General features: G+C 70.2%; 21 protein-coding genes and 4 pseudogenes. 11 read left to right on the top strand and 14 right to left on the bottom strand.

The window, feature by feature from the left end:
• Window positions 1–377 precede the first annotated feature (377 nt).
• Complete coding sequence (locus tag KCH48_RS04600; protein ID WP_307840803.1) at window positions 378–3,356, top strand: BTAD domain-containing putative transcriptional regulator; 2,979 nt, start codon at window positions 378–380, stop codon at window positions 3,354–3,356.
• 260 nt (window positions 3,357–3,616) lie between these two features.
• Window positions 3,617–3,847, top strand: a complete 231-nt coding sequence (locus tag KCH48_RS04595) for a hypothetical protein (RefSeq protein WP_210570623.1) — start codon at window positions 3,617–3,619, stop codon at window positions 3,845–3,847.
• A 3-nt stretch (window positions 3,848–3,850) separates the two neighbouring features.
• Here KCH48_RS04595 and KCH48_RS04590 read toward each other — a convergent pair.
• Window positions 3,851–4,507: pseudogene (locus tag KCH48_RS04590) on the bottom strand (alpha/beta hydrolase); the annotation flags it as partial.
• 55 nt (window positions 4,508–4,562) lie between these two features.
• Window positions 4,563–4,790: pseudogene (locus KCH48_RS43375) on the bottom strand (SDR family oxidoreductase); the annotation flags it as partial.
• A gap of 28 nt (window positions 4,791–4,818) precedes the next feature.
• On the opposite strand from KCH48_RS43375, the gene KCH48_RS04580 reads away from it, so the two are divergent.
• Together KCH48_RS04580 and KCH48_RS42825 are read left to right on the top strand one after the other, a co-directional pair.
• Window positions 4,819–5,322 carry a GntR family transcriptional regulator gene (locus tag KCH48_RS04580; protein WP_374104643.1) on the top strand — a complete coding sequence of 168 codons (504 nt, stop codon included), beginning with the start codon at window positions 4,819–4,821 and terminating at the stop codon, window positions 5,320–5,322.
• A 603-nt stretch (window positions 5,323–5,925) separates the two neighbouring features.
• Window positions 5,926–6,051: a hypothetical protein gene (locus KCH48_RS42825; protein ID WP_282615094.1), complete on the top strand. Its 126-nt coding sequence runs from the start codon at window positions 5,926–5,928 to the stop codon at window positions 6,049–6,051.
• A gap of 593 nt (window positions 6,052–6,644) precedes the next feature.
• Here KCH48_RS42825 and KCH48_RS04570 read toward each other — a convergent pair.
• The 3 genes and pseudogenes from KCH48_RS04570 to KCH48_RS43130 form a co-directional block, all read right to left on the bottom strand.
• Window positions 6,645–7,544 carry a universal stress protein gene (locus tag KCH48_RS04570; RefSeq protein WP_210570620.1) on the bottom strand — a complete coding sequence of 300 codons (900 nt, stop codon included), beginning with the start codon at window positions 7,542–7,544 and terminating at the stop codon, window positions 6,645–6,647.
• Between the two features lie 22 nt (window positions 7,545–7,566).
• Window positions 7,567–7,872 carry a CBS domain-containing protein gene (locus KCH48_RS43370; protein WP_246884714.1) on the bottom strand — a complete coding sequence of 102 codons (306 nt, stop codon included), beginning with the start codon at window positions 7,870–7,872 and terminating at the stop codon, window positions 7,567–7,569.
• 197 nt (window positions 7,873–8,069) lie between these two features.
• Window positions 8,070–8,338: pseudogene (locus KCH48_RS43130) on the bottom strand (Hsp20/alpha crystallin family protein); the annotation flags it as partial.
• Between the two features lie 25 nt (window positions 8,339–8,363).
• Here KCH48_RS43130 and KCH48_RS04555 point away from each other — a divergent pair.
• On the top strand, window positions 8,364–8,870 hold the full coding sequence (locus KCH48_RS04555) for a transaldolase family protein (RefSeq protein WP_374104642.1): 507 nt from the start codon (window positions 8,364–8,366) through the stop codon (window positions 8,868–8,870).
• Between the two features lie 17 nt (window positions 8,871–8,887).
• On the opposite strand, the gene KCH48_RS04550 is transcribed toward KCH48_RS04555, so the two are convergent.
• The 9 genes from KCH48_RS04550 to KCH48_RS04510 all read right to left on the bottom strand — a co-directional run bounded on the left by KCH48_RS04550 (window position 8,888) and on the right by KCH48_RS04510 (window position 17,032).
• Window positions 8,888–9,286, bottom strand: a complete 399-nt coding sequence (locus KCH48_RS04550; RefSeq protein ID WP_307840800.1) for an SseB family protein — start codon at window positions 9,284–9,286, stop codon at window positions 8,888–8,890.
• A 185-nt stretch (window positions 9,287–9,471) separates the two neighbouring features.
• Complete coding sequence (locus tag KCH48_RS04545; RefSeq protein WP_210570613.1) at window positions 9,472–9,873, bottom strand: DUF2267 domain-containing protein; 402 nt, start codon at window positions 9,871–9,873, stop codon at window positions 9,472–9,474.
• A 215-nt stretch (window positions 9,874–10,088) separates the two neighbouring features.
• A complete protein-coding gene (locus KCH48_RS04540; protein WP_210570612.1) occupies window positions 10,089–10,754 on the bottom strand; it encodes a dienelactone hydrolase family protein in 666 nt (221 codons plus the stop codon).
• Between the two features lie 346 nt (window positions 10,755–11,100).
• Window positions 11,101–11,745 carry a CatB-related O-acetyltransferase gene (locus KCH48_RS04535; RefSeq protein ID WP_210570611.1) on the bottom strand — a complete coding sequence of 215 codons (645 nt, stop codon included), beginning with the start codon at window positions 11,743–11,745 and terminating at the stop codon, window positions 11,101–11,103.
• Window positions 11,746–12,117: 372 nt separating this feature from the next.
• The gene (locus tag KCH48_RS04530; RefSeq protein WP_210570609.1) at window positions 12,118–13,653 is read right to left on the bottom strand and encodes a PQQ-dependent sugar dehydrogenase; all 1,536 of its coding nucleotides are present in this window, start codon (window positions 13,651–13,653) and stop codon (window positions 12,118–12,120) included.
• A gap of 284 nt (window positions 13,654–13,937) precedes the next feature.
• Complete coding sequence (locus KCH48_RS04525; RefSeq protein WP_210570602.1) at window positions 13,938–14,930, bottom strand: lytic polysaccharide monooxygenase; 993 nt, start codon at window positions 14,928–14,930, stop codon at window positions 13,938–13,940.
• Window positions 14,931–15,345: 415 nt separating this feature from the next.
• Window positions 15,346–16,228, bottom strand: a protein-coding gene (locus tag KCH48_RS04520; RefSeq protein WP_210570600.1) for an IS5 family transposase whose coding sequence is annotated in 2 segments (ribosomal slippage) — window positions 15,346–15,831 and window positions 15,833–16,228 — 882 coding nt in all. Because the reading frame shifts where the segments join, the coding sequence is not laid out codon by codon here.
• Between the two features lie 21 nt (window positions 16,229–16,249).
• Window positions 16,250–16,477 carry a hypothetical protein gene (locus KCH48_RS04515; protein ID WP_210570955.1) on the bottom strand — a complete coding sequence of 76 codons (228 nt, stop codon included), beginning with the start codon at window positions 16,475–16,477 and terminating at the stop codon, window positions 16,250–16,252.
• 114 nt (window positions 16,478–16,591) lie between these two features.
• Window positions 16,592–17,032 (bottom strand): hypothetical protein, encoded by a 441-nt coding sequence (locus KCH48_RS04510; RefSeq protein WP_210570598.1) that lies wholly within the window; start codon window positions 17,030–17,032, stop codon window positions 16,592–16,594.
• 392 nt (window positions 17,033–17,424) lie between these two features.
• On the opposite strand from KCH48_RS04510, the gene KCH48_RS04505 reads away from it, so the two are divergent.
• From KCH48_RS04505 to KCH48_RS41975, 6 genes and pseudogenes are all read left to right on the top strand, one after another.
• Window positions 17,425–17,829, top strand: a complete 405-nt coding sequence (locus KCH48_RS04505; protein WP_210570597.1) for a hypothetical protein — start codon at window positions 17,425–17,427, stop codon at window positions 17,827–17,829.
• Between the two features lie 183 nt (window positions 17,830–18,012).
• Window positions 18,013–18,621, top strand: a complete 609-nt coding sequence (locus tag KCH48_RS04500; RefSeq protein ID WP_210570595.1) for a carbonic anhydrase — start codon at window positions 18,013–18,015, stop codon at window positions 18,619–18,621.
• 80 nt (window positions 18,622–18,701) lie between these two features.
• A complete protein-coding gene (locus tag KCH48_RS04495; RefSeq protein WP_210570593.1) occupies window positions 18,702–20,174 on the top strand; it encodes a SulP family inorganic anion transporter in 1,473 nt (490 codons plus the stop codon).
• A gap of 124 nt (window positions 20,175–20,298) precedes the next feature.
• On the top strand, window positions 20,299–20,793 hold the full coding sequence (locus tag KCH48_RS04490; RefSeq protein ID WP_374104641.1) for a hypothetical protein: 495 nt from the start codon (window positions 20,299–20,301) through the stop codon (window positions 20,791–20,793).
• 63 nt (window positions 20,794–20,856) lie between these two features.
• Window positions 20,857–21,870, top strand: a complete 1,014-nt coding sequence (locus tag KCH48_RS04485; RefSeq protein WP_210570591.1) for a copper resistance CopC family protein — start codon at window positions 20,857–20,859, stop codon at window positions 21,868–21,870.
• Window positions 21,816–22,163 (top strand): annotated as a pseudogene (locus KCH48_RS41975) (hypothetical protein); the annotation flags it as partial. The gene KCH48_RS04485 and the pseudogene KCH48_RS41975, both read left to right, overlap by 55 nt.

Below are 22,163 nucleotides of genomic sequence, written 5' to 3'. Positions count from 1 at the left end.
GCCCACCGGCCTGGTGCGCGTTGGCCTTGTCGTCCCAGCCATCTGACGGATGCCCCCGTAGGTCGATGCCCTGGCAGCGGTGCCGCTGCCAGGGCAGGTGAGCGCCCCGAACCGACGGTCGGGCCGTGGACGACAGCCTGGAAGGACACAAAACCGGTCCGGGCCGTGATCGCGACGCCGGCTCGAAGATCCGTTCATGGCCCCCAGCAGGCGGACCGCCCGCTTCGTACGACTCCCCGGCTCCTCACGGCGCCGCTCCCCGTGTGCGGAGCGCCGCCCGTGCGTGGTCGCCGTTTCCGCCTCACCAGACTGAAGTCCGCGTGTGGGTCAGTACGTTGTCGATAGGTTGTCGCCCAGCGTGAGAGTGTGCGCGACTTGTGAAGCAGATCTGCACGGGGGGTGCGTACATCGTGGCGGAATTGCGGCTTCTTGGTCCGGTGGAACTGTCGGTACGGGGCCGGACAACGGAGATCGGGCCACCACAGCGCCGGTCCGTCCTGGCAGCGCTGGCGGTGGACACCGGCCGGCCCGTCGCGGCCGACGTACTGATCAAACGGGTCTGGGACGCGGATCCGCCGAACGGGGCCCGGCGCGCACTGCATGCCCACATCGCCCGGCTCCGCCGGGTGTGTGAGCAGACCGGAGACGAAGGGGATCCTGGGTTACGCCTGGTGCGCCGTTCGAGCGGGTACGTTCTGGAGGCACGCCCGAACCAGGTGGACGTACACCGGTTCCGGCAGTTGGTCGGCCAAGCCCGGCAGGCGGGGCGGACTGATGAGGCCCGGGCGGCGCTGCTGCGCGAGGCGCTCGGACTGTGGCGCGGGGAACCACTGGCCGGGCTCGGCGGGCAATGGGCGACGCGTGTACGCGAGGCATGGCGGCGGCAGCGCGTGGACGCTGTCGTCGGGTGGGCCCACATGGAGTCGCGCGTCGGTGATCCTGTTGCTGTGATCGGCCCGCTGACCGAGCTGCTGGCCGAGTATCCGCTGGTGGAGCCTCTGACTGAGGCGCTGATGCGGGCGCTGCACGCCGCCGGACGTGGCGCGGAGGCCCTGGACTGCTACGCCGCCATCCGGCAGCAGCTGGCCGAGGAGCTAGGAGCCGACCCCGGTTCGGGGTTGCGGGAGGTACACCAGGCGATCCTACGGGGAGGCCTGTCCGAACCCTCCCCGTGGCCGACTCCCCGGGTGCCGGTCGGGGCCACGCCCTCCGCTCCTCCTCCGGCGCGGCCATCCTCAGGGACAACAGTGCCGTGGCCGGGAGAGATCCCCGCACAACTACCCATGGGCGTACGCGGATTCACCGGCCGCGACGAGGAACTCGCCCGGCTTGAGGAAATCCTCGCCTCAGCGGCGGACCAGCCGTCGGCGGTGGTGATATCGGCAGTGTCGGGCACCGCGGGGGTGGGCAAGACCGCACTGGCCGTGCACTGGGCGCGTCGGGCCCAACGGGCCTTTCCTGACGGGCAGTTGTACGCGAATCTACGAGGGTTCGCTCCCGGCGGGTCGGTGATGAGCCCGGCAGAGGCGGTACGGGGGTTCCTGGACGCCTTCGGGGTGCCGCCGGCCCGTATCCCTGCCGGTCTGGAGGCACAGGCCGGGCTGTACCGCAGCCTGCTGGCCGGGCGGCGGGTGCTGGTGGTGCTGGACAACGCCCGCGATGCCGAACAGGTCCGTCCGCTTCTGCCCGGAGCACCCGGGTGTCTGGCGCTGATCACCAGCCGGAAATCGCTCACCGGGCTGGCCGCGGCCGAAGGGGCCCATCTGCTGACCATCGGCCTGCTCGGTTCCACTGAGGCACGGGAGCTGCTGATCGGCCGGCTGGGCGCGGACCGGGTGGAGGCCGAACCCGCCGCTGTACGGGAGATCGTCGGCCGGTGCGCGGGCCTGCCGCTCGCGCTCGCGATCGTTGCCGCCCGCGCCGCCACCCAGCCCGGTCTCCCGCTCGCGGCGCTCGCCGGGGAGCTGCGCCGGGCCGACGGACGCCTGGACGCCCTGGACGCCGGGGAGGCGACCAGCCAGGTGCGGGCGGTGTTCTCCTGGTCCTACCATGCGCTCAGCACCGAGGCCACCAGGCTCTTCCGATTACTGGGCCTGCAGCCCGGGCCTGACGCCACGCTGCCGGCCATCGCCGCACTGGCCGACGTACCGGCAGCGCGCGCCCGTGTCCTGCTGGCCGAACTGGTCCGCGGACACCTGCTCACCGAACACGCGCCCGGCCGGTACGTCTTCCACGACCTGTTGCGCGCCTACGCCGCCGAACTGGTCTCCACGCACGACAGCGACGACGCCCGGCATACCGCGGCGCACCGACTGCTGGACCACTACCTGCACACCGCCCACAGGGCCGACATCCTGCTCACTCCCCGGCCCAACCCGACTCCCCTCCCACCCGCCCAGCCGGGCGCCACACCCGGGGCACTGTCGGACCACCGGCAGGCACAGGCTTGGTTCACCGCCGAGCACACTGTCCTCCTCGCCGCCGTGGAGCAGGCGCCCACCGCCGGCTTCGACATCCATACCTGGCGGCTCGCCTCAGCGCTCACGACCTATCTCGACCGGCACGGATACTGGCGGACGCTGACCACTGTCCACACCACGGCTCTGGACGCCGCCCGGCGCCAGAGCGACAAGGCCGGACAGGCCCACGCCCACCGAGGTCTCGGGCTCTCCCACGACCGGCTGGACCGTCCCGACGACGCCCGCGCGCACTACCTGCTCGCGCTGGACCTGTTCCGCGAAGTCGCCAGCCACCCCGGGCAGGCCCGCATCCACCAGCACCTGTCCCGGATGGCCGAGTCCCTGGGCCACCACCAGCAGGCACTCGGCCACGCTCAGCAGAGCCTCACGCATCACCGGGCCGCCGAGGACCGGGCCGGGCAGTCCGCCGCCCTGAACCACATCGGCTGGATCCTCGCCCAGTCCGGCAACCACCGCCAAGCCCTCGCACACTGCAGCCAGGCCCTCGATCTGGCTCAGGAGACCGGAGACCTCAACGGGCAGGCCCACATCTGGGACAGCCTCGGCTACATCCATCACCACCTCGGCCAGCACTCCCAGGCCGTCGACTACTACCAGCAGGCCATCGGCCTGTTCCACCAGACCGGAGACCGCCACAGCGAAGCCGCCGGGCTCATCCGCCTCGGCGACATCCACCACGGCAGCGCCCCCGACACAGCCCGCGCCGCCTGGACCCAGGCCATGACCGTCACCCGCGAACTCGGTCTCCCGGACACGGATCCGCTGCGCGCCCGACTCCTCCAACGCCTCGGCCGTGTCCCCGCAGACGCCACCACCCCGCGACCCCGTCCCGGTTCAGCCCGGTCCCCTCACCAGCCACGTCCCGCGCCGGCCTGAAGCTGGAGCACACGAGTAGTCCTCCTCAACTCGTTTCCACCCGGCGAAGGGAGCGACCTGCCGTTCGGAGTAGCTGCGGCGGAACCGGTTCGCCGTCCACGGCTCGCCCTCGTCGTATTCCGCGCGGCAGGCGACGCGCGTAGAGCGGCACGTGGCAGCGGCTCGCGGCACCATCCCGCACGGGAAAAACCAGGGCCCGACTCCGAAGAGTCGGGCCCTTCTGATCTGCATGTTTGCCAGATCGGCGAGGCTCCGTGTCGATGCCCTTGGAACTCCTCGGCGCTCTGCGCACGCGCACCGGCAAGCGCGGCGTGTCCGCCTACGTGACCGCTGCGGTCCGGCATCAGCTGGCGATGGACGGCCTCGCCGAGATCGTGGCCGCCTACAAAGCCGAGCAGGAGCCGTTGAGCGAGGCCGAAATCCAGGCCGCTCAACGCGAACTGTTCGGTGACGCACTGACGCCGTACGCGTCCGGCGACAGCGCCACATGAAGTCACCCGCGGCCGGCCCCACCGAGCTGCGGTCAGGGTGATGGGAGTCGCCGGGACGGCCAGCGGAAGGTCAGGGCTGAGCGCGGAGCGCCAGCGGTCGAAGCGGTCGGCGGGCGTGTCGTGGTAGTGGGTCTGTCGCAGCTCCTCGACGTAGGTGGGGTCCGGCGAGAGCGGGTCGATCCGTACGGCGCCCAATGTTCCGGGATCACCGAGGTTGAGGTGCTGCCCCCGTGCGGTGGCATTCTCGGGCGCGCTGAGATAGTCGAAGAACCGGGGACGGCCGGCCGGGACGAACGCGGAGAGGTAGACGAGACGGTCGACCAGCTCGGGCGCGCGCTCCGCGGCCAGCGAGGCAGGGCCACCGCCCGCGCTGTGTGCCACGAGCACGACACGGCCATAGCGGCGTACCCGCCGCAGCGTGTCACGGACGGCATCGGCGCAGTCGTCCATCGTCACGCCGGCGAGCTGTGATCTCTCGGTCAGCAGGCCGGGACGTCCGGGCAGCAGATACCCGCTGGGCAGAGGAGCACTGAAGCCGTGCCCGGGCAGGTCGACGGCCACGCTCGCGGCACCGAGACCGGCGAGCGCCCGCTGCGTCGCCGCCCACTGCCACGAGCCGTGCCAGGCTCCGTGGACGAGGACGAAGACGGTGTCGTTCAGCCATCCGGCCCAGCGGGGTGATCGCCTCCTGCATCGCGATCAGGTCGGTGCCGGCCGCCACCCGCTCGAACCCGGGTGTGCGGGTCGGGCCGGGGCAGACCGCATTGACGCGAGCACCACGCGGTGCGTAATCCACCGCGGCGACCTTGGTCAGGCCGACTACACCGTGCTTGGCGGCAACGTAGGCAAGGGCTATGGGGATCGTGTACAGACCGCCGTTGGCAGCGACGTTGACGATCGCCCCGCCGCCACGGATTTCCAGAGCGGGGAGCTCGTACTTCATACACAGGAAGGGTCCCGCCCATATTGACGTGGGCCACCCGCTCGAACTCCTCGAGGCTCATCTGATCCAACTGCTTGTGGTGCGAGTCCAGGCCGACATTGTTCACGGTGTGCCGCAGTTCTCCCTCGGCAAGTCCTACCCCGGATTCGCGCCGACTGGCCCACCCTCCATGAGCCGCGCCGAGGAGATCTACCAACGGCTGCGTTCGGACATCCTCAACGGGCGCCTCGCGCCCGGCTCACGTCTGCGCGTGGAAGCACTGAAGGGCAACTACGGCGCCAGCAGCGGGGTCCTGCGGGAGGCCCTACCCCGCCTGGCCGGCCAAGGACTGGCGACCTTCGCGCCGCAGCAGGGGTTCCGGGTCGTAACCGTCTCCCCCGAACACCTCAAGGAACTGACCGAGGCCCGGGTGTTCATCGAAACCCACGTGGTCCGTGAGTCCGTCACCATCGGCACCATCGGATGGGAGTCCGACCTACTAGGGTCCTTCTTCAAACGGATCTTGCCCAGAGGAGGAACGATGCGAGGGTGACCGCCGCTTGGTAGGAAGTGGCGGTCTTTTCGTACCTGGTGGCGATACCGCGGAAGCCCTTGAGTCGGTTGCAGCAGCGCTCGATCATGTTGCGCCGCCGGTAGGTCCCCCGGTCGAACCCTGGCGGTCGGCCGCTGTGGCCACCGCGCCTCAGCCGGTGCCGTCACTGGTCGGTCTTCTCGGGGATGGTGCGCGCAATGCCGCGTCGTCGCAGGTAGGCGCGGAAGCCTCGAGAGCTGTAAGGGCTTGCCGGGAATCAACACGTCGGTTTGATCTTGGTCCTGTCGGGGTCGAGGAACCTGACGACGCCTTCCCGTGTGCGGATGTGGTCGAGCACGGCCGACTGCCGATGCCCTACCCGGTGACAGCCCGGTTCTGCTGGGTCGATTACCGGGATGTCGCCGAGGTCGCGGCGCTGGCCATGACCGGTGACGAGCTGCGCAACGGCACGTTCGAGCTGTGCGCACCCGGCATGCCCGACGGTCGAGAGACCGCCGCCGTCGCCGGTGAGGTGCTGGACCGAAACATCGAGGCACAGCAGGTCTCCGGACGCAGTTCGCAGCCCAGCTCCCCGCCGGGCCCCAGCGCGACGGCCTCTTGCGCATGCTGGACCACTACGAGAGGCACAGTCTGGCCGGCGGGAACCCGCTCGTACTGCGCACCGTCCTGGGGCGGGAGCCGCGGTCGCTGCGGCAGTACTTCCGCGAGCTCGCCACTGGCCAGACCTGAGGCTTCGAGTTCCCGATCGGCATCGCGCCGACGCGGCACAGGGGAGTTTCAAGGGGCACTGACAGCACGCAGGCCACTTGTTCGGTGCGGCGACCATGGTGCACGAGATGCTGCCGCTCCTGCGCGGCTCCGCGCACCCACGGATCGTGAACGTGTCCAGCACCACCGGCTCGCTGTCGCTGACCGCGGCCGGAACGGACTTCGGCGGCGACGCCGCTCACCGCATCGCCTACGCGGTCCAAGACGGCCCTGAACATGCTCACGCTCCAGAACGCTCGGGCGTTCGCCGCCGATCCCGATCTCGCCGCCCACATCAAGATCAATACAGTGACCCGGGTACGTCGCCACCGACATGAACCGGGGACGGGGCACCCGCGCGGTCGGCGAAGGTGCCGCGGTCCTCGTCAAGTTCGCGCCCCTCGCCGACGACGGACCCACCGGAGAGTTCCACAACCCGGGATCGTCATGAGTTCCGACGTCACCGGGTCACCACCTGGCTCACCTCGGCCTCCGCCCCGGGCACGGGCCACATGCGGACCAGCGGGTGAACGCACGCCTGGTCGTTTCACCGCCGGGATCGAATTTACGTCCGGCTAGTGCACGGGTACGACGGCAACAGGGCAGCTCGCGTGATGCAGCACGGCGTGCACTACCGAGCCCAGCAGCAGCCCGAACCTGCCTTCGACCGGGTGGCGCGGAAGCACCACCAGGCCGGCCCCGTCCGACGCCTTCACCAGAGCCGCGGCGGCCGAGTCGACGGTCAGCTCCGTGTCCACGTGGACCGTCGGGTGTTCGGCGACGGGACGCGCGGCGTGGTTCAGCAATTGGGCGTGGGCGTCCCGCTCCTCATCGAGATGGCTGACCTGCCATGTCACGAGGCCGGTGTGGGCGAGGGGCGTCCAGGAGTGCACCAGCCGCACATCGGCCCGGTGCAGCTCCGCCTCGGCGAGCGCGAACCGTACGGCTTCCTCGTCCCGCTCGTCGCGTACGCCCACGACGATGCCGTTGCCGACGGCTTTCACCATGTCCCCGCGCACCACCACGACCGGCCGGTCGGCGTGCGCGGCCACCTTCCGGCTCACCGAGCCCAGCAGCAGCTCGGCGAAACCACCGCGCCCGCGCGTGCCGACCACGATCAGATCGGCATCCACTGCCGCGCTCATCAGGGCCTCGGCCGGATCGTCCCGCGCGGGCTCGGTCTCGACCGGCACACCGGGATGTCCGACCACGAGCCGCGCCCGGGCGTCGTCGAGCACGCCGACGGCCGCCTCCATGGCCCGCTCCGTGAGACCCAGCTCCAGTGGCTCACCGTAGGCGGCGTCCACGCCCCGGCCGACGGCATGGACGACCTTCAGCCCACAGCCGCGCCGTTCCGCCTCCGAAGCCGCCCAGTCCGCCGCGAGCCAGGAGTACGACGTGTCGTCGACGCCGACGACCAGGCAGCCACGATCGGTGCCGCGAGATGCGCTCGTGCGGGGTTCCTCCTGGGACATGGCACTCCGTCCTCTTCGCTGGTCAGGTGCGAGGCTCCGTCCCGGTCGAGGCCCTGACGACCGCCCGCTCGAGGTCTTCGCGTTCCAGGAGGCCGAGCAGGCGCCCCTCCGGGTCGGTGACCGGGACGGCGTCCGTACCGGCCCGCGTCATGCGTTCCAGCAGCGGGACGAGCGGCTCGTCGGCCCGTACGGTCGCGGGCCCCGGCCGCATGGCGTCCTCGACGATTCCCTCGGAGCGTGAGGCCGCGTCCTCGTGATGGAGGAGACCGACGACCACCTGTCCGGCTTCGACCACCACACATACCTGGCGCCCCGTCCCGTCCAGCATGTCGATGGCATCGTCAATCCTCTTCGGCGCTCCGCCGCGTCCGCCGGGTACCCGACCGGCTGCCGTCGACACGGTGCGCCGCCCGGACTCGTATCTGCGGGCGCCATCCCGTGCCTCCGATGGAGATCCGGCCTCGCTTTGGAGGTGCCGCTCTTCGGCAGCCGGACCGTCAGGATGCCGTCGGTCAGGTCGGCTTCGACCTTCTCGCCGTCCACCCCGCTGGGCAGGCTGGTGCGGTAGAAGAAGCGGCCGACCGGCGCGAGAGCACCCGGCCCTGCTGTTCCTCGGTCAGCTCACCGGAGATCTGCACTTCGTGGTCGTCGACATCCACGGAAACGTTCTCGCCCGGTATACCGGGCAGTTCCGCCCGGACGACGTAGGCGTCCTCAGTCTCGTCCTCCTCGACCGCCGACACCCAGCCGCCGCCCCATACCGGGCCCGCCCCGCGCTCGAACGCGTGGCTCATGTCCCGCCACAGGTTCTCGAAGTCGGTGAAGGGATTCACTCCCACAGCCCCTGGGACCCCGACAAGCAGCCCGACGCATCGGTGCAACGGCTGCGCGGGGCCGCGGGCGATCGCCAACGCGTGGCTGGCCTACCGCCGCTACGAGGAGATGCTCGCCGGGGACCGCTGGGTGTCCCTGGCCTGTGACGGAGCCCGCCCGCAGCGTCCGCTCTGGGCCTCCACCGGCGTCAAGGACCCCGCCTACGACGACACCCGCTATGTCGTCGAGCCCGTCGCTCCCGGGGTGGTCAGCACCATGCCCGAGGCCACCCTGCACGCGGTGGCGGACCACGGCCGCCTGCGCGGTGACACCGTGCGCAGCCACTACGACGAGGCGCGGCAGGTTCTCGACGACCTGCGCACGGCGGGCATCGACTACGACGACGTCATGGCCACCCTGGAGGCGGAGGGCGTCGAGAAGTTCCGGGACAGCCGGCGCCAGGTCGGCGACCAGCTGGGCCGGTCCCTGCGTGAGGACACCTCTGCCGCATGACCAGCGCGTGACGGACCTCAGTCCATGCCGCGGTCCAGCAGCTCCCTCACCCCCTGAGCCGTCAGGGCCAGCTCCTCCGGCGTGCCCGCGTCGATGACGAGCGCAAGTTCGTCGGACGGCCAGCGGCGGGCGAGCGCGCCGAGCAGGATCATCCGATGGTCGGTGATCTGCGGGAACGCCTGCCGCAGGCGGGCCTGCGAGGTGAACACCGGCACCAGTTCGGTGCCGTCCTGCTGCTCATAGACGGGCAGATTCACCGTCCCAGGAGGCTGCGTCCCGGTGGCGGCGCCTGTGGGAACCAGCACTTCGCTGTCGGCGAGGGTGTCGAGTTCTGTCTCGCCGGCGCCGCCTTCGACGACCGCACGCAGGGCCAGCTGAGCGGCGGACGCGGCACCATTGGGAGAGTAGTCAGTCACGGTCGGTCCCCTCGGATGCATCGAAAGTGCACGGAGACAACGCATTGTCCCCGAGCGTGATACGGCGGCCCGAGTACCCGGACGCGCACCTGCCATGTGCCTCGCGGTGACCGCACGTCGGTGCTTCCTCATGCTCGTACCATCGAGCCGACTCCCGGCACCTGAGCGAGGTCTCGCATGCGGCGTCAGGTGACGCTGCCGGTGCTTCCGGCGAAGAGCAGCTGGGCGAGTGCGTCGTCCAGCGCCTGACGGATCCGGTCCAGTACGCCACCCTCGGTGGCTTCGCCGACGACCTCCACGACGCTCCGAGCCTCGTGGGCCGCCCTCGCGGTGTGCGCTCCGGCGCGTGTCGCGACGCGGTCCAGGAAGACGTGGTGGTCCATCCGCAGCCCTGTCTCCGGCTGGTCCGGGGCGGTGGCGACGCGGCGCAGATGCTCACCGACCTCGCGGGGCAGCTGGGCCGCCAGTGCGGTGGGGATGCGCTCGGCGAGGGTTTCCAGGGTGGCCCGGGTGGCGGCCTCTGCGGCGCCCCGGCTGTCCAGCCGGGCGCGGGCCTGTACCTGCCCTATGAAGGTGTCGTGATCCATGACTCTCCGTACCGTTCTTGGCGGGTGACAGTCGCTCAGGGCTCGCGCGGAGCGGGCAGGTCACGTGCTCGGTTCCGCGGAGCTCGTGTCGCCCGGCACCGCATGCGGACTGCCTCGGCCCGCATGCGATGTGCGGCCGATCGGGACGCACGAGTTCCCCCGTCTGCCGTCCCCCTGTCCGCGTGCGCGGTCGTCCCCGAGACGAGAACGGTCGCTCAGCGCGGTGCTGCTCGCGAGGACCGCAACTGCTCGTCACACCACTCCGTCGCCATCACGACGACCTGGTCGAGCGCACCAGGCTCCTCGAACAGGTGGGTGGCCTCCGGCACCAGGCGGACGGTGTGCGGTGCCGTCAGGCGACGGGCGCCTTCCTCGGTCAGCCGCAGCTGTCCGGGGTCCTGGCCGCCGACGATGAACAGCACCGGTACGCGGACGCGCCGGATCGTCTCGGCTTCCGGATCGGGCCGTCCGCCCCACAGCACGACCGTCAGGACGCGGTCCGGCAGTTCGGCGGCGGCTTCCAGCACGGTGTCCGCCTGGGTACCCCCGGTGCACAGGACGACCGGTAGGGCCCGGGTGCCGGGCTGCGCCCCGACCCAGTCCACAGCCGCCGCCAAGCGGCGGGCCAACAGGCCCACGTCGAAACGCTGTTCACCCACCCGGGTGTCCCTGCGCTCCTCCAGCTCACTGAGCAGATCGACCGACAGCGTCGCGAACCCGGCTGTGTGCCATCGCGCGGCGATCGACCGGCTGGGCGCATCGTGCCGGGAGGCGTCGACCCCGTGCGGGAGCAGCACGACGGCCCGCGCGGCCTCCGGCACGGTGAGCTCACCGCCCAGCGTCACACGGGCAGCGGGCACCGACACCACCTCGGAGATCATGGGATCACCTGCTTCCGGCGTTGGATCAGTGACGGAACGCCCTTCGGGTACCCGTCGATGAGCGAACACATCGTTGCGCGCCCGAAAAACGGACGACGGCGACCGCGTCCTCGGTGGCCTGCCGGTCGTACTCGACGGTGTTGGCCTCGGACTTCTTCGCCTTGGCGGATACGGCCGCCGCGTCGGACGAGGCTTGTGCAGCAGCGGCTGACGCGGTGGCCTGTGCGGCCCACTCGGCCACGTTCGCCGTCGCCCGGTCGACGAACTTGCCACGCTCACTGTCGGCGCCCGCCTGACGCAGCCCTGTCTTGGGTCCTCAAGCGTGTCGTAGTGCGTGGAGGCCGGCTCAGCCCGGTGGTGCGATCTCTTCTAGGTCGTCGATGGTGCCGGACATGATGGTCCGGATGTGTTCGGTGAGGTGCTCTGCGGGCCAGTCCCACCAGGCGAGGGCGAGCAGGCGGGCGATCTCGTCGTCGTTGTAGCGGGTGCGGATGAGTTTGGCTGGGTTGCCGCCGACGATGCCGTAGTCGGGGACATCGTCCACGACTACGGCGCCGGAAGCGATGATCGCGCCATGCCCGATGCGCACTCCGGGCATGACCATGGTGTTGTAGCCGAACCAGACGTCGTTGCCGACGACGGTGTCGCCCCTGCCCGGCAAGCCGGAGAGCAGGTCGAAGTGCTCGGCCCAGGAGCCGCCCATGATGGGGAAGGGGAAGGTGGAGGAGCCGTCCATGCGGTGATTGGCGCCGTTCATGATGAACCGCGCCCCGGTGCCCAGCGCACAGAACTTCCCGATGACCAGTTTCTCCGGCCCGTAGTGGTAGAGCACATTGCGGGTCTCGAACGCGGTCGGATCCTCCGGGTCGTCGTAGTAGGAGTACTCCCCGACCTCGATCAGCGGCGAGGCCACCAGCGGCTTCAGCAGGACTACGCGCGGCTGGTCGGGAAACGGGTGGAGCACCGTCGGGTCTGCGGGAAGGTGGTTCATGGCAGTCGCTTTCCGATCGGCAATAGCCGGTGAATGCATCCATTCTGCGTATGTGACGTACCAGGCTGCCGGTGACATCAGCGAGCTGACTGTCGCGGCCACCTCCCGAGGCTGGGCCGGGCGGCCCATCGGGACTCAGGTCCAGGCGAGTTCGGCCAGGTCGGGCGGGGCCATGTCGGTGTCGGTGATGCCCCGCCTACCCAACTCCCAGGCCAGAGCGCGGCCCATGACGTCGACGCCCTCTTGGCCATGCCATAGGCGACTTCCGGGCCCGTTGGACGATGAACAGCGGCGCCCGCACATTGACCGCGAGCAAACCCGCTCGTGGCCGGGCTCCGTTCGGGCAGCCAGGGCCGGCGAACGGAGCCTGGGTCAGTCGCCGATGGTGCAGGCGTGTCCGTTGAGGGTGTATCTCTCAGGGGCCGAGGTGTCGCCCGTGTGGTTGGCCAGGTAGCCGATCTCGACGCTGTCGCCCGGCGCGATCGTGCCGTTGTACGCGGCGTTGGCCGCGGTGACCATGTCGCCGTTCTGGACGAGGTCGGTGTTCCAGTCCGAGATGATCGTCTGGCCCAGGGCGAGGGGGAAGACGAGCTTCCAGCCGGAGACGGGTGTGGTGCCGGTGTTGGTGAGGGTGAGGTTCGCGGTCAGGCCGCCGCCCCAGGCGTTCGCGGTCTGGGTGATCCGGCAGGTCGGCGCGACCCTCTCGAACGACACCCGGTGCAGTCCACCGGGCAGGTCGTTGACGACGTAGAGCTCCCCCTCCGGCGTGGCGCCGAACGCCGTGACCTGGGTCGGCGTCTGCCCGATCTCCGCCTGGAGGTAGCCGCCCGCGCCGTCGTCGCGCAGCGCCCAGACGGTGGACGAGCAGTAGTCGGTGGCGATGTACGTGCCCCCGACCAGGTCCGCGAACTGCTTGCCGCGGTACACCTGCCCGCCGATGACCGCGCAGCTGCCGGTGCGCGGTGAGTAGGTGAAGACCGGATCGGTGAGCTCGGCGCCGCCCCCGCACTGGGCCTCGTCGAACACCACCAGCCCTTCGCGGCAGGACCAGCCGAGGTTTGCCCCGGGCTGCTCCGCGGGTCGCAGCCGGTCGATCTCCTCCCACCTGCCCTGACCGACGTCGCCGATCCACAGCGAGCCGTCCGCGGGGTCGAAGGAGAACCGCCAGGGGTTGCGCAGCCCGTAGGTCCAGATCTCCGGGCGGGCTCCCGCGACTCCGGCGAACGGATTGTCCCCGGGCACGCAGTACGCGAGGTCCCCGCAGCTCCGGCTCACGTCGATGCGCAGGATCTTGCCCAGCAGGGTGTCCAGCCGCTGCCCGGAGTCGAAGGGGTCTCCGGAACCGCCGCCGTCGCCGATGCTCCAGTACAGGTGGCCGTCGGGGCCGAAGGCGAGCTGGCCGCCGTTGTGGTTGCTGTACGTGGCGTGCTCCTGGGACAGCAGCACCTCCAGGCGCGCGTCGTCGAGGTCGTACCGGGCCAGGGTCACCGCTCCATCCGGCAGCGCGGTGTACGCCAGGTACACCTCCCGGCTGTCCGGGAAGTCGGGCGCCGTCGCGATGCCGAGCAGCCCGCGCTCGTTGCCCGACTCGTCCACCGCGGACGTGATGTCGATGAGCGGGGTCTGCGCGAGGCCGGTGTCCGGGTGGTACACCCGCACGGTGCCGCGCTTCTCGGCGATGAACAGCCGGCGCGAGCCGTCGTCGGGCGCGGCGATGGCGATGGGGCGCCTCAGGCCGGAGGCGACCTGGGTGGTGTGCGCGGCGATCTCCGGCAGCGGTACGGACGACTCCGCGCCGGCGCCGGCGGGTCTCGGGGGCTCCGGCGGGGAGGCGGAGGCTGCCGGAAGGGTCGAGAGGGACAGCAGTGAGGCGATCAGCAGGGGAATTGCCCAGCGTCGTTTCAGCATGTCGGCTCCACGGGCGAGGGAGAGCCGCCCCACGGGCGGGAAGGAGTCGGCTCCACGGTCGAGTGAGTGCGGGCTTCATACGGCGGGTGCGCGAGCGCACCCGCCGACCGTCGCTGTGGCGCGGCCTCAAGGCGACGTTCGCCGCCTTGAGGCCGCGCCTGGTGTCAGGGCCTGTCCGGCGGATCATGCCGCGGTAAGCGACGGCCCCTTGCGGGACCGCACCGGCGGGTACTGCACCCGGTGCTGCGACACGATCCACCGGACAGGCTCAAAGGGGATGGGGATCACGGTCGGGCGTCGGCCTGCCGGCGGCGCCGTCCGCGGTGGAACGCCGCACCCGCGCAGGCCACCAGGACCGCGGCTCCCGCCAGCGAGCCGGCCAGCGCGGTGAGCGGCGAGCCGCTCGTTGCCTCGCCGGCGGCGTTCACCGCGCCCACGTCCGCAGCTGCGGCGGCATGCGCCCCGTGCCCGGTGTGAGCCGCCGCTGCCTGGATGCCCTTGGACCCCGCCGCCTTCGCGGCGATCGCGTCGGCCGTCGTCCCGCCGCCGCCCAGACCCGTGACCTCACCCTGACCGCCGTCGAAGACGACGTCGGAGCAGGAGAAGAAGTTCTCCTGGCTGTCCGAACGGATCCACTGGACGAAGAGCATGTGCGGACCGGACCGCGCAGGCAGCCGCAGGTCCCAGTAGTAGTGGCCGCCCACGCTACCCGGGCCACTCGTCTGCGGCGGGTTGGTGACGGTCTGCAGACGCGTCAGGGCACCCCATGTCAGAGGAGTGGTGGGCGACCAGCCGTTGTTGGTGATGTACACCTCGAACCTGCCCGGGTGGTGTGCCCAGTTGCTGTAGTTGATCTGGATGTTCGAGCCCGAGGTGAGGTGCGTCTTCGGCCAGTCCGTGCGGGCCGCGTTGTAGGGGGAGAAGTTGTACGGGCTCCTGTCGCCGGCGCTGCAGAGCTTCCCGTCAGGGACGTAGCCCGCACTCCTGCCACCGGCGTTGGAGTCCAGCACGGCGAACCAGTTGTACAGCGGCGTGGTGCCGGCCTGCTGGACGGCGGCGCGACAGGCCGGGTTGGAGGGCATCTGGGTCGATCCGTTCTGGAGCAGGTCCAGGTAGCAGAGATACGTGCGCGAGCCGGGCCCCATGGCGACGCCGTGCGCTGCCGCCGGGGACGGCAGCGAGACCACGGCGAGGGCCAGTAACAGGGCTCCCAGCAGGGCGAATAAGCGGTGGAAGCGGAGCCGCTTCCGGCTCCGGCCGACGTGTCCGATGATCATGTGGGCGATCTCCTCTGCGGTGATGCGGCACGGCGGGCAGCCGACCGGCATCAGCGCGCAGACGTCAGGTCGGCCGAGCGGCGACTCGCCCGCCGAACCGCCCGACTGTAGAAGTGCCGCGCACCCACCAAGGCGCCCGGCCGGTCCGGGACCGGATCGCCATAAGGCGAATGGGAGCGCTCCCATACCATAGTGGCCGGCGGGACATCCGTGAATGCCCCCGTCGCATCCTCTTCTCCCCTGCCGAAGACGGCCGGCTCGTACGCTTCCTGCCTCCTGGGAGCGCACAGTACGAGTGGGTCCAGACCAGGGCGAGGAAGCCGCCGTAGACGGCCGAGGCGAGGGTGGCGGGTATGAAGGTCCCGTACACGGTGGCTTGCGGGCCCTTGCCGCTAGGTCGTGTCTGACAAAACAATCATGGTTCACGGAGCCAGAGGACGAGCGATGCGAGTCGGAGGCCGGCAAGGTAGCGGGCGGCCAACTTGTCGAAGCGGGTAGCCACGGCCCGGAACTGCTTCAACCTGCTGAAGCATCGTTCGACCACATTTCGGGCCTTGTACCGCTCTGCATCGAAGGCCGGCGGCCGCCCGCCGACCGGTCCTCGGCGTTGCCGGTTGGCGATCTGGTCGGATCGTTCAGGGATGACCGCTCGGATGCCGCGACGTCGTAATCCGGTCCGGATGGCCCGTGACGCACACGCCTTATCGGCGATGACCGTCTCGGGCCTGCGACGGGGGCGGCCTGCGGACAGGCGGGGCACTCGCATCGCGTCCAGCACCGTGTCGAACACCGTTGAGTCATTGACATGGCCCGGGGTAACGACGATGGCCAAGGGCAGGCCGCGGCCGTCGGCCGCGAGGTGGACTTTGGTGGTCAATCCGCCTCGGGACCTGCCGAGCGCCCTGGCCAGGCGTCGGATGTGGCGGATCTTCCAGTTCGTCCTGAGCCGGTGCCCCTTTTGCGGCGCCCGCGGCGTGCTGGTGAGCACGGTTGATGGTGGAGTCCACCGACACGGTCCACTCCACCGCACCCACCGCGTCATCCTTGACCTGCACGTGCTCCAGCAGCTTCGCCCAAGTTCCGTCCATCTCCCAGCGGGCGAAGCGTTCGTAGACGGTCTGCCAGGGGCCATAACGCTCGGGCAGGTCACGCCAGGGTGCCCCGGTCCGCAACCGCCAGAGCACACCGTTCACCACCTGGCGGTGGTCCCGCCAGGGCCGCCCACGACCATCAACACGAGGCAGCAGCGGGCCTATCCGCTCCCACGCCACATCCGTCAACTCACCCCGGCCAACCACAAGAGCAATGATCAGGTATGGCTAGTCACCCATGAACCACAAGTAGCTGCCTGGCGTCGACGCACACACTTCAAGGAGCTCGGCAAGGTCGAGCAGAGCCGCCTTCTGCTGGTCGTCCGTACACCCCTGTGCCAGGGCGACGGCTTCCTGGCAGGCGACTTGAGCTTCCTGTTCGTTGAACAACGTGTCACCGTACGGATCCACCCAGCCGAGTTTGCCCGAGCCATGCCGGTCGAGGGTGCTCAGCACCCTCGACAACGCTTCACCGGCGGTGTGCCTGCCGGTCGTACTGGGGGGAATGAGGCGGGTGGGCGCTGCTGCCGCGTCGGCGCGGGCGGGTGTACCGCGCGGCTCACAGAGCGATCAGGTCCGCCACACGCCGAGCGAGGACCGTGACTGCCCGGTGGAAGACAGTCCGGGCTCTACGAACGAGGGCTGCGCAGCCCGCAGTACCGGCATGAGCCGGGCGCCGACGGCCTCGAGGGGCAGCGCGTCCTGGACCGCTTCCACGGTCAGGGCAACGTCGCGCGGCGCCTGGACCGGCGGCTCGTCCAATCCCCAGCAGTGAGGTGGGTGGCTGTCCAGGGGAGCCCTCTGCCGGCCCGCCGTCTCTCGCGGCGGCTCGGAGTGTTGGGCGCAGCTGACGGAGGCCGTCGCCGGAAAGGTGTCTGCCCGTCCGGCCGCCTCGGACGTGGGTCCGTGTGCGCAGGCCAGCAGGTGTACCAGGGCGGTCAGCAGCACCAGCAGCGCCGCTCCGGTCCGCGACACGGAGCGGCGGCTTCGGAGCACCGAACCAGCCGCCATGAACACAAACAGTAATCAATCAAGTACATAACGTTCCGGCGAGTAGGAGCTGATGCCGCCTCCGCACCCGAAGGCGAAGTCCGATGAAAGGCCGGGCCGCGTTGATCTTCACTGGGGCGCGGGTGCAGACGGAGGGCGGCATCTTCGTTTGACGCTCATCACCACACCGAGTGAATCCAGCGCCCGATCGGCCCCACCGGCCCCCGGAATCAGCGCCCTTCGATCTCACCAGTTCCCTACATCCGGCAAGCCCCGCCCAACCGGCTCATTGCCACTGCAACGGCGGCCGTGATGTTGGCCATCTCACCTTTGCTACCGGGGAGTTCGGCCCGCGTGAGCGGCGCCGCCCGGTAACGTTTTGGCGTCGGCAGGAACGAAACGGCAGGAGTGCAGTGGTGATACGGCGAGTGGCGGCGGCGATCGTGCTGCTGGCTGCCGCTGTACTGCTGCACTTCGCGACGCCGCACCACGCCACCGACACTCCGAGCGCGGTGTCCGCGATGGCACCCGCAATCGAACCGGAAACCAGGACGGCGTCCGGCCCCGCTACCGTCCTCATCCACGCGGACACCGGCCTGGAGCACCACGAGACCGAGGTCGATGCCCCGGCCCGGCCGCCCCGCGCGCTGGCGCCCGACGTTGAGTCGCACGCGTCCTCGGACGGCACACCGGTCGACGAGGTGACCATCGACGCTGTCCCGTCGGGAACCGCGCAGCCTCGCACGGCGAGAGATGCCTGGAACCCGAGCGGCGCCCTGACACCCACTCAGAGCACACTGCAGACCTTCCGCTGCTGATCGGCCGCGTGCTTCGCAGCCAGTTCACGCACACCGGTCCGGACCGATCTACCTGATGTCCGCGCACCGGACCGTCGGTGAGCCATCGGGCCAGTGATTCCTGCCCGGCTGCGCAGCACGCCCTCTTCGTATCCCCGAGTCCTCGTCGACGCTTGTCGACGCACGAAGAGCACGAGGCCGACCATGCAGTCACTCATCGAGCACGCCCGTACGTTCCCCGCCAAGATCGTCGACCGGCAGGACGAGTTCGCACACCTGGCCCAGGGGCAGAAGCCCCAGGCCCTGTTCATCTCCTGCTCCGATTCCCGCGTCATCCCGTCCCTGTTCACCGGCGCCGCGCCAGGCGACCTCTTCGAGCTGCGCACCGCGGGCAACATCGTCCCCCGCTACCGGGCGCAGGCCGCCTGCGGTGTCGCGGGCTCCCTGGAGTTCGCCGTGCAGGCCCTGCAGATCCCCGACATCGTCGTCTGCGGTCACTCGCACTGCGGCGCCGTCCAGGGACTCATCCGCGAGCAGACCGTGCACACCATGCCGCTCGTACGCCGCTGGCTGTCCTGGGCCGAGCGCCGAGCCCAGGCCGATGAGCCGTGGCAGACACAAGGGCTGGGCGAGGACCCGACCGCGGTGACCCAGCAGCACGTACTCACCCAGCTCGACCACCTGCGCAGCGACCCCTTCATCGCCCGGCGGCTGTCTTCCGGCCGACTGCGCCTGCACGCCTGGTACTACACCGTCGAGACCGGCGATGTCCTGGCCTGCGCTCCCGGCGCCCGCGCCTTCAAACCCCTGTGAACCGGCCGGACAGCGGCCCCACACCCGCCTGTTCCGGTCGCATGCCACGCGACGTTCCTTCCCCCACTCGAAAGAACGCCATGACTTCGCACCTCGCCACACTCAAGCGCGCCCTGCGCACCGATCTCACCTCCTCCCTCGTTGTCTTCCTCGTCGCCCTGCCGTTGTGCGTGGGCGTCGCCGTCGCCTCCGGTGTCCCGGCCGAACTCGGCCTGATCACCGGCATCGTGGGCGGCCTCGTCACCGGGCTGCTGCCCGGCAGCAGCCTCCAGGTCAGCGGCCCGGCCGCCGGACTGACCGTGCTGGTGTTCACCGCCGTGCAGGAGTACGGCCTGCCCGCACTTGGCGTGATCGTCCTGGCCACCGGTCTGCTCCAACTCGCCCTAGGGGCACTGCGGTTGGGCCGATTCTTCCGGGCCATCTCGCTGTCCGTGGTCCACGGCATGCTCGCCGGCATCGGCCTGGTCCTGATCGCCGGACAGTTGTACGCGCTGGCAGACCACAAGGCACCCGGCAGCGGCACCGCGAACATCGCCGGGCTGCCGGGCCTCGCCGTCGACGTCCTCCTCTCGGACCCGGCGCTGATCGCCGTCGGCATCGGCGCCGGAACCGTGGTGATCATGACGCTGTGGAAGAAGCTGCCGGGCAAGGCCCAACTGCTGCCCGGCCCGCTGGTGGCCGTCGGCGCGGCGATGGCCGCTACCGCCGCCTTCGACCTGCCCGTCAAGCGGGTCGAGGTCAGCGGTCTGGCGGAGGCCATCCAGCCGCCCGCCCTCGGCGACTTCGGACAACTGGCGCAGGTCGGCCTGCTGACCACCGTCATCGCCTTCACCCTCATCGCTTCGGCCGAGTCTCTGTTCAGCGCGGCGGCCGTCGACCGTCTGCACGACGGCCCGAAGACCGACTACGACAAGGAGCTGATGGCCCAGGGAACGGGCAACACCCTGTGCGGGCTGCTCGGCGCGCTGCCGATGACCGCGGTGATCGTCCGCAGCGCCGCCAACGTCCAGGCAGGAGCCCGCACCAAGCTCTCCCGCGTCCTGCACGGCGTATGGCTGCTGCTCTTCGCCGCGCTGCTGCCCGGCGCCCTCGGCATGATCCCGACCGCCGCGCTCGCCGGCGTGCTCATCCACGCGGGCTTCAAGCTGCTGCCGGTCAAGGAGCTGGGTCCGCTGTGGCGTGAACACCGGGGCGAGGCCGTGGTGTTGGTGATCACGGCGGGGGCGATTCTGGTCACCAACATGTTCGAGGGCGTGCTGATCGGGCTCGTGCTGGCGGTGGCGAAGTCCGCGTGGGAGGTGTCCCACGTCCACATCGAGACCGACGACACGGGCACCGGGCCGGTGCGCGTCCGGATCGTGGGCAACGCGACCTTCCTGCGGCTGCCGCACATCCTGGACGCCCTCGAGAAACTGCCCCACGACCGTTCCGTCGAGCTCAACCTCGCGGGGCTGCGCCACCTCGACCACGCCTGCATGAGCGCCCTGCAGAACTGGGCGGACCAGCACAACGCACACACCGTCCAGCCGGAGAACATCCCCGCTTCAGCCTGAGCACTACCCGTGGGGCGGTGTTCCGGCTGCCCCACGGCCTTTGACGTCATACGTGGTGAACCGCCCCTGGCGTTCATCCGTACCCCAAGCCAAGTACGAACAGCACCGGAGATGGAGAGGCAACGTGCCCCAGCAGCACCCGCGAGGACCCATCGGCCGCAGCGTGTCCGCCGCATCCCCGAGGCGCGCAGCCGTCGTCGCAAGCCTGGCGATCCTTCCCCTGGCCACGGCCTGCAGCGGCGGCGAGGACAAGGCGGCCGAGGAAGCCGGTCCGTCGAAGATCTCCGCAGCCCCGGCGGCCGGCGTCGTCGCGCCGGCCAAGGTCGAAGTGATCGCCAGTCTGACCGGCTGCAAGCCCAAAATCCGCATCGAGGCGGACCAACTGCGCCAGGGCCTGTGCCACACCAAGGAGGTCGACTACCTCATCACCACCTTCCCCGAGGAGAAGTACAAGCAGACCTGGCTGGACTCCGCCGCCATCTACGGAGGCAAGTACCTGGTCGGCACGCGCTGGATCGTCAGCGCGAAAAAGCCGGAGATGCTGGAGAAGTTCCGGACCAAGATCGGCGGAAACATCCAGCAGCTGCAGGGCATCGGCCCCACCCCGACCACGCCGTAGCAGCTCGGCCATCGCCCCGCACCACCGCCGACGCCCACGAACCACCGCCCTGGAGACTGCTCCATGCACACGGCACCACGCCGGGCCAGGAAACCGCTGACCGCCCTGGCGCTGCTCGGCGCCGTGCTCGCGTTCCTCCTCGGCGGCGCCGGGCCCGCCTCCGCCCACGCCGCCCTGACCGGATCCGACCCGGCCGACACCGCCGTCCTGAAGACGGCTCCGCAGCAGGTCACGCTCACCTTCACCGAAGCGGTCAGCCCCTCCGACGGCTCCCTGCGCGTGCTGTCCCCCAAGAACGAGCGGGTCAACAAGGGCCCGGTCGAGCACGCGGACGGCAAGACGAACACGGTCCGTGTGACGTTGCCCGACAAGCTGGCCAAGGGCACCTACACCGTGTCCTGGCGCGTCGTCTCCGCCGACAGCCACCCGATCTCCGGCGCGTTCACCTTCTCCATCGGCAAACCGTCCGCCACCTCCGCGGTACTGCCCTCCGGTCCCTCGGTCGACCCCACCGTCTCCCGCTTCTACGGCGTCGCCCGCTACGCCGCCTATGGTGGCCTCGCCCTGCTCATCGGGGTCGCCGGATTCGGCCTGCTGTGCTGGCCCGCCGCGCTCGCCCTGCGGCTGGTGCGCAGGCTGCTGCTGGCCGGCTGGCTGACACTGATGGTCTCCACGCTCGTATTGCTGCTTCTGCGCGGCCCGTATGAGAGCGGTCGGGGCGTCACCGCGCTGTTCGACTTGTCCTTGCTGGGTCCCACCCTCACGGGCAAGACCGGTACGGCCTTGGTGACACGGCTCTTGCTGGTCACGGTGGCGGGCCTGGCGTTGACGCCGATCACGGGCCGTCTCGTCGGCAAGGCGGATGGGACGGACCGGGCCACGACCGAGTCCACACCGCCTAGCCCTGAACTTGCTGCGGATGTCCGGCCGATCGCCCCGTCCGTCGGTGCCCGGGTCGCGGGGGTCCTGCTCGCCGTGGGCCTGGCGGTCTCGACGCCGATCCGGACCGGTGGCGCGAGAGCCTGCGCGCGTTCTGCCGCGACCTGCGGGCCCACTACCGGCGCCACCCCGGCATGACCACCCTCGCCCTGCGCGAGAACGTCACCATGGCCCGCCATCCGGTCATGCTGCGCAATGTGGACGATCTGATCGGCTTCTTCACCGGTGTCGGGCTGCCGTTGGGGGACGCCTACCTCGCGTGCATGGAGTCCATCCGGCTGGTGGTGGGGTTCGTGGAACTGCAGGACAGCCTGTACGACCGGCCGCCCGCCCACCTGGACCCCGCCGACCTCGAACAGCTGCCGCCGCCGTGGCTGCGCCCGGCGACGGCAGCGGAACTGCCCCACCTGAACCGGCTCGGCGAGCTCGAA

It is taken from the genome of Streptomyces sp. GESEQ-4, assembly GCF_017948455.1.
GTDB lineage: Bacteria > Actinomycetota > Actinomycetes > Streptomycetales > Streptomycetaceae > Streptomyces.
The sequence above is the reverse complement of the archived record's forward strand: the minus strand, read 5'-3'. Positions and strand labels throughout refer to the sequence as shown.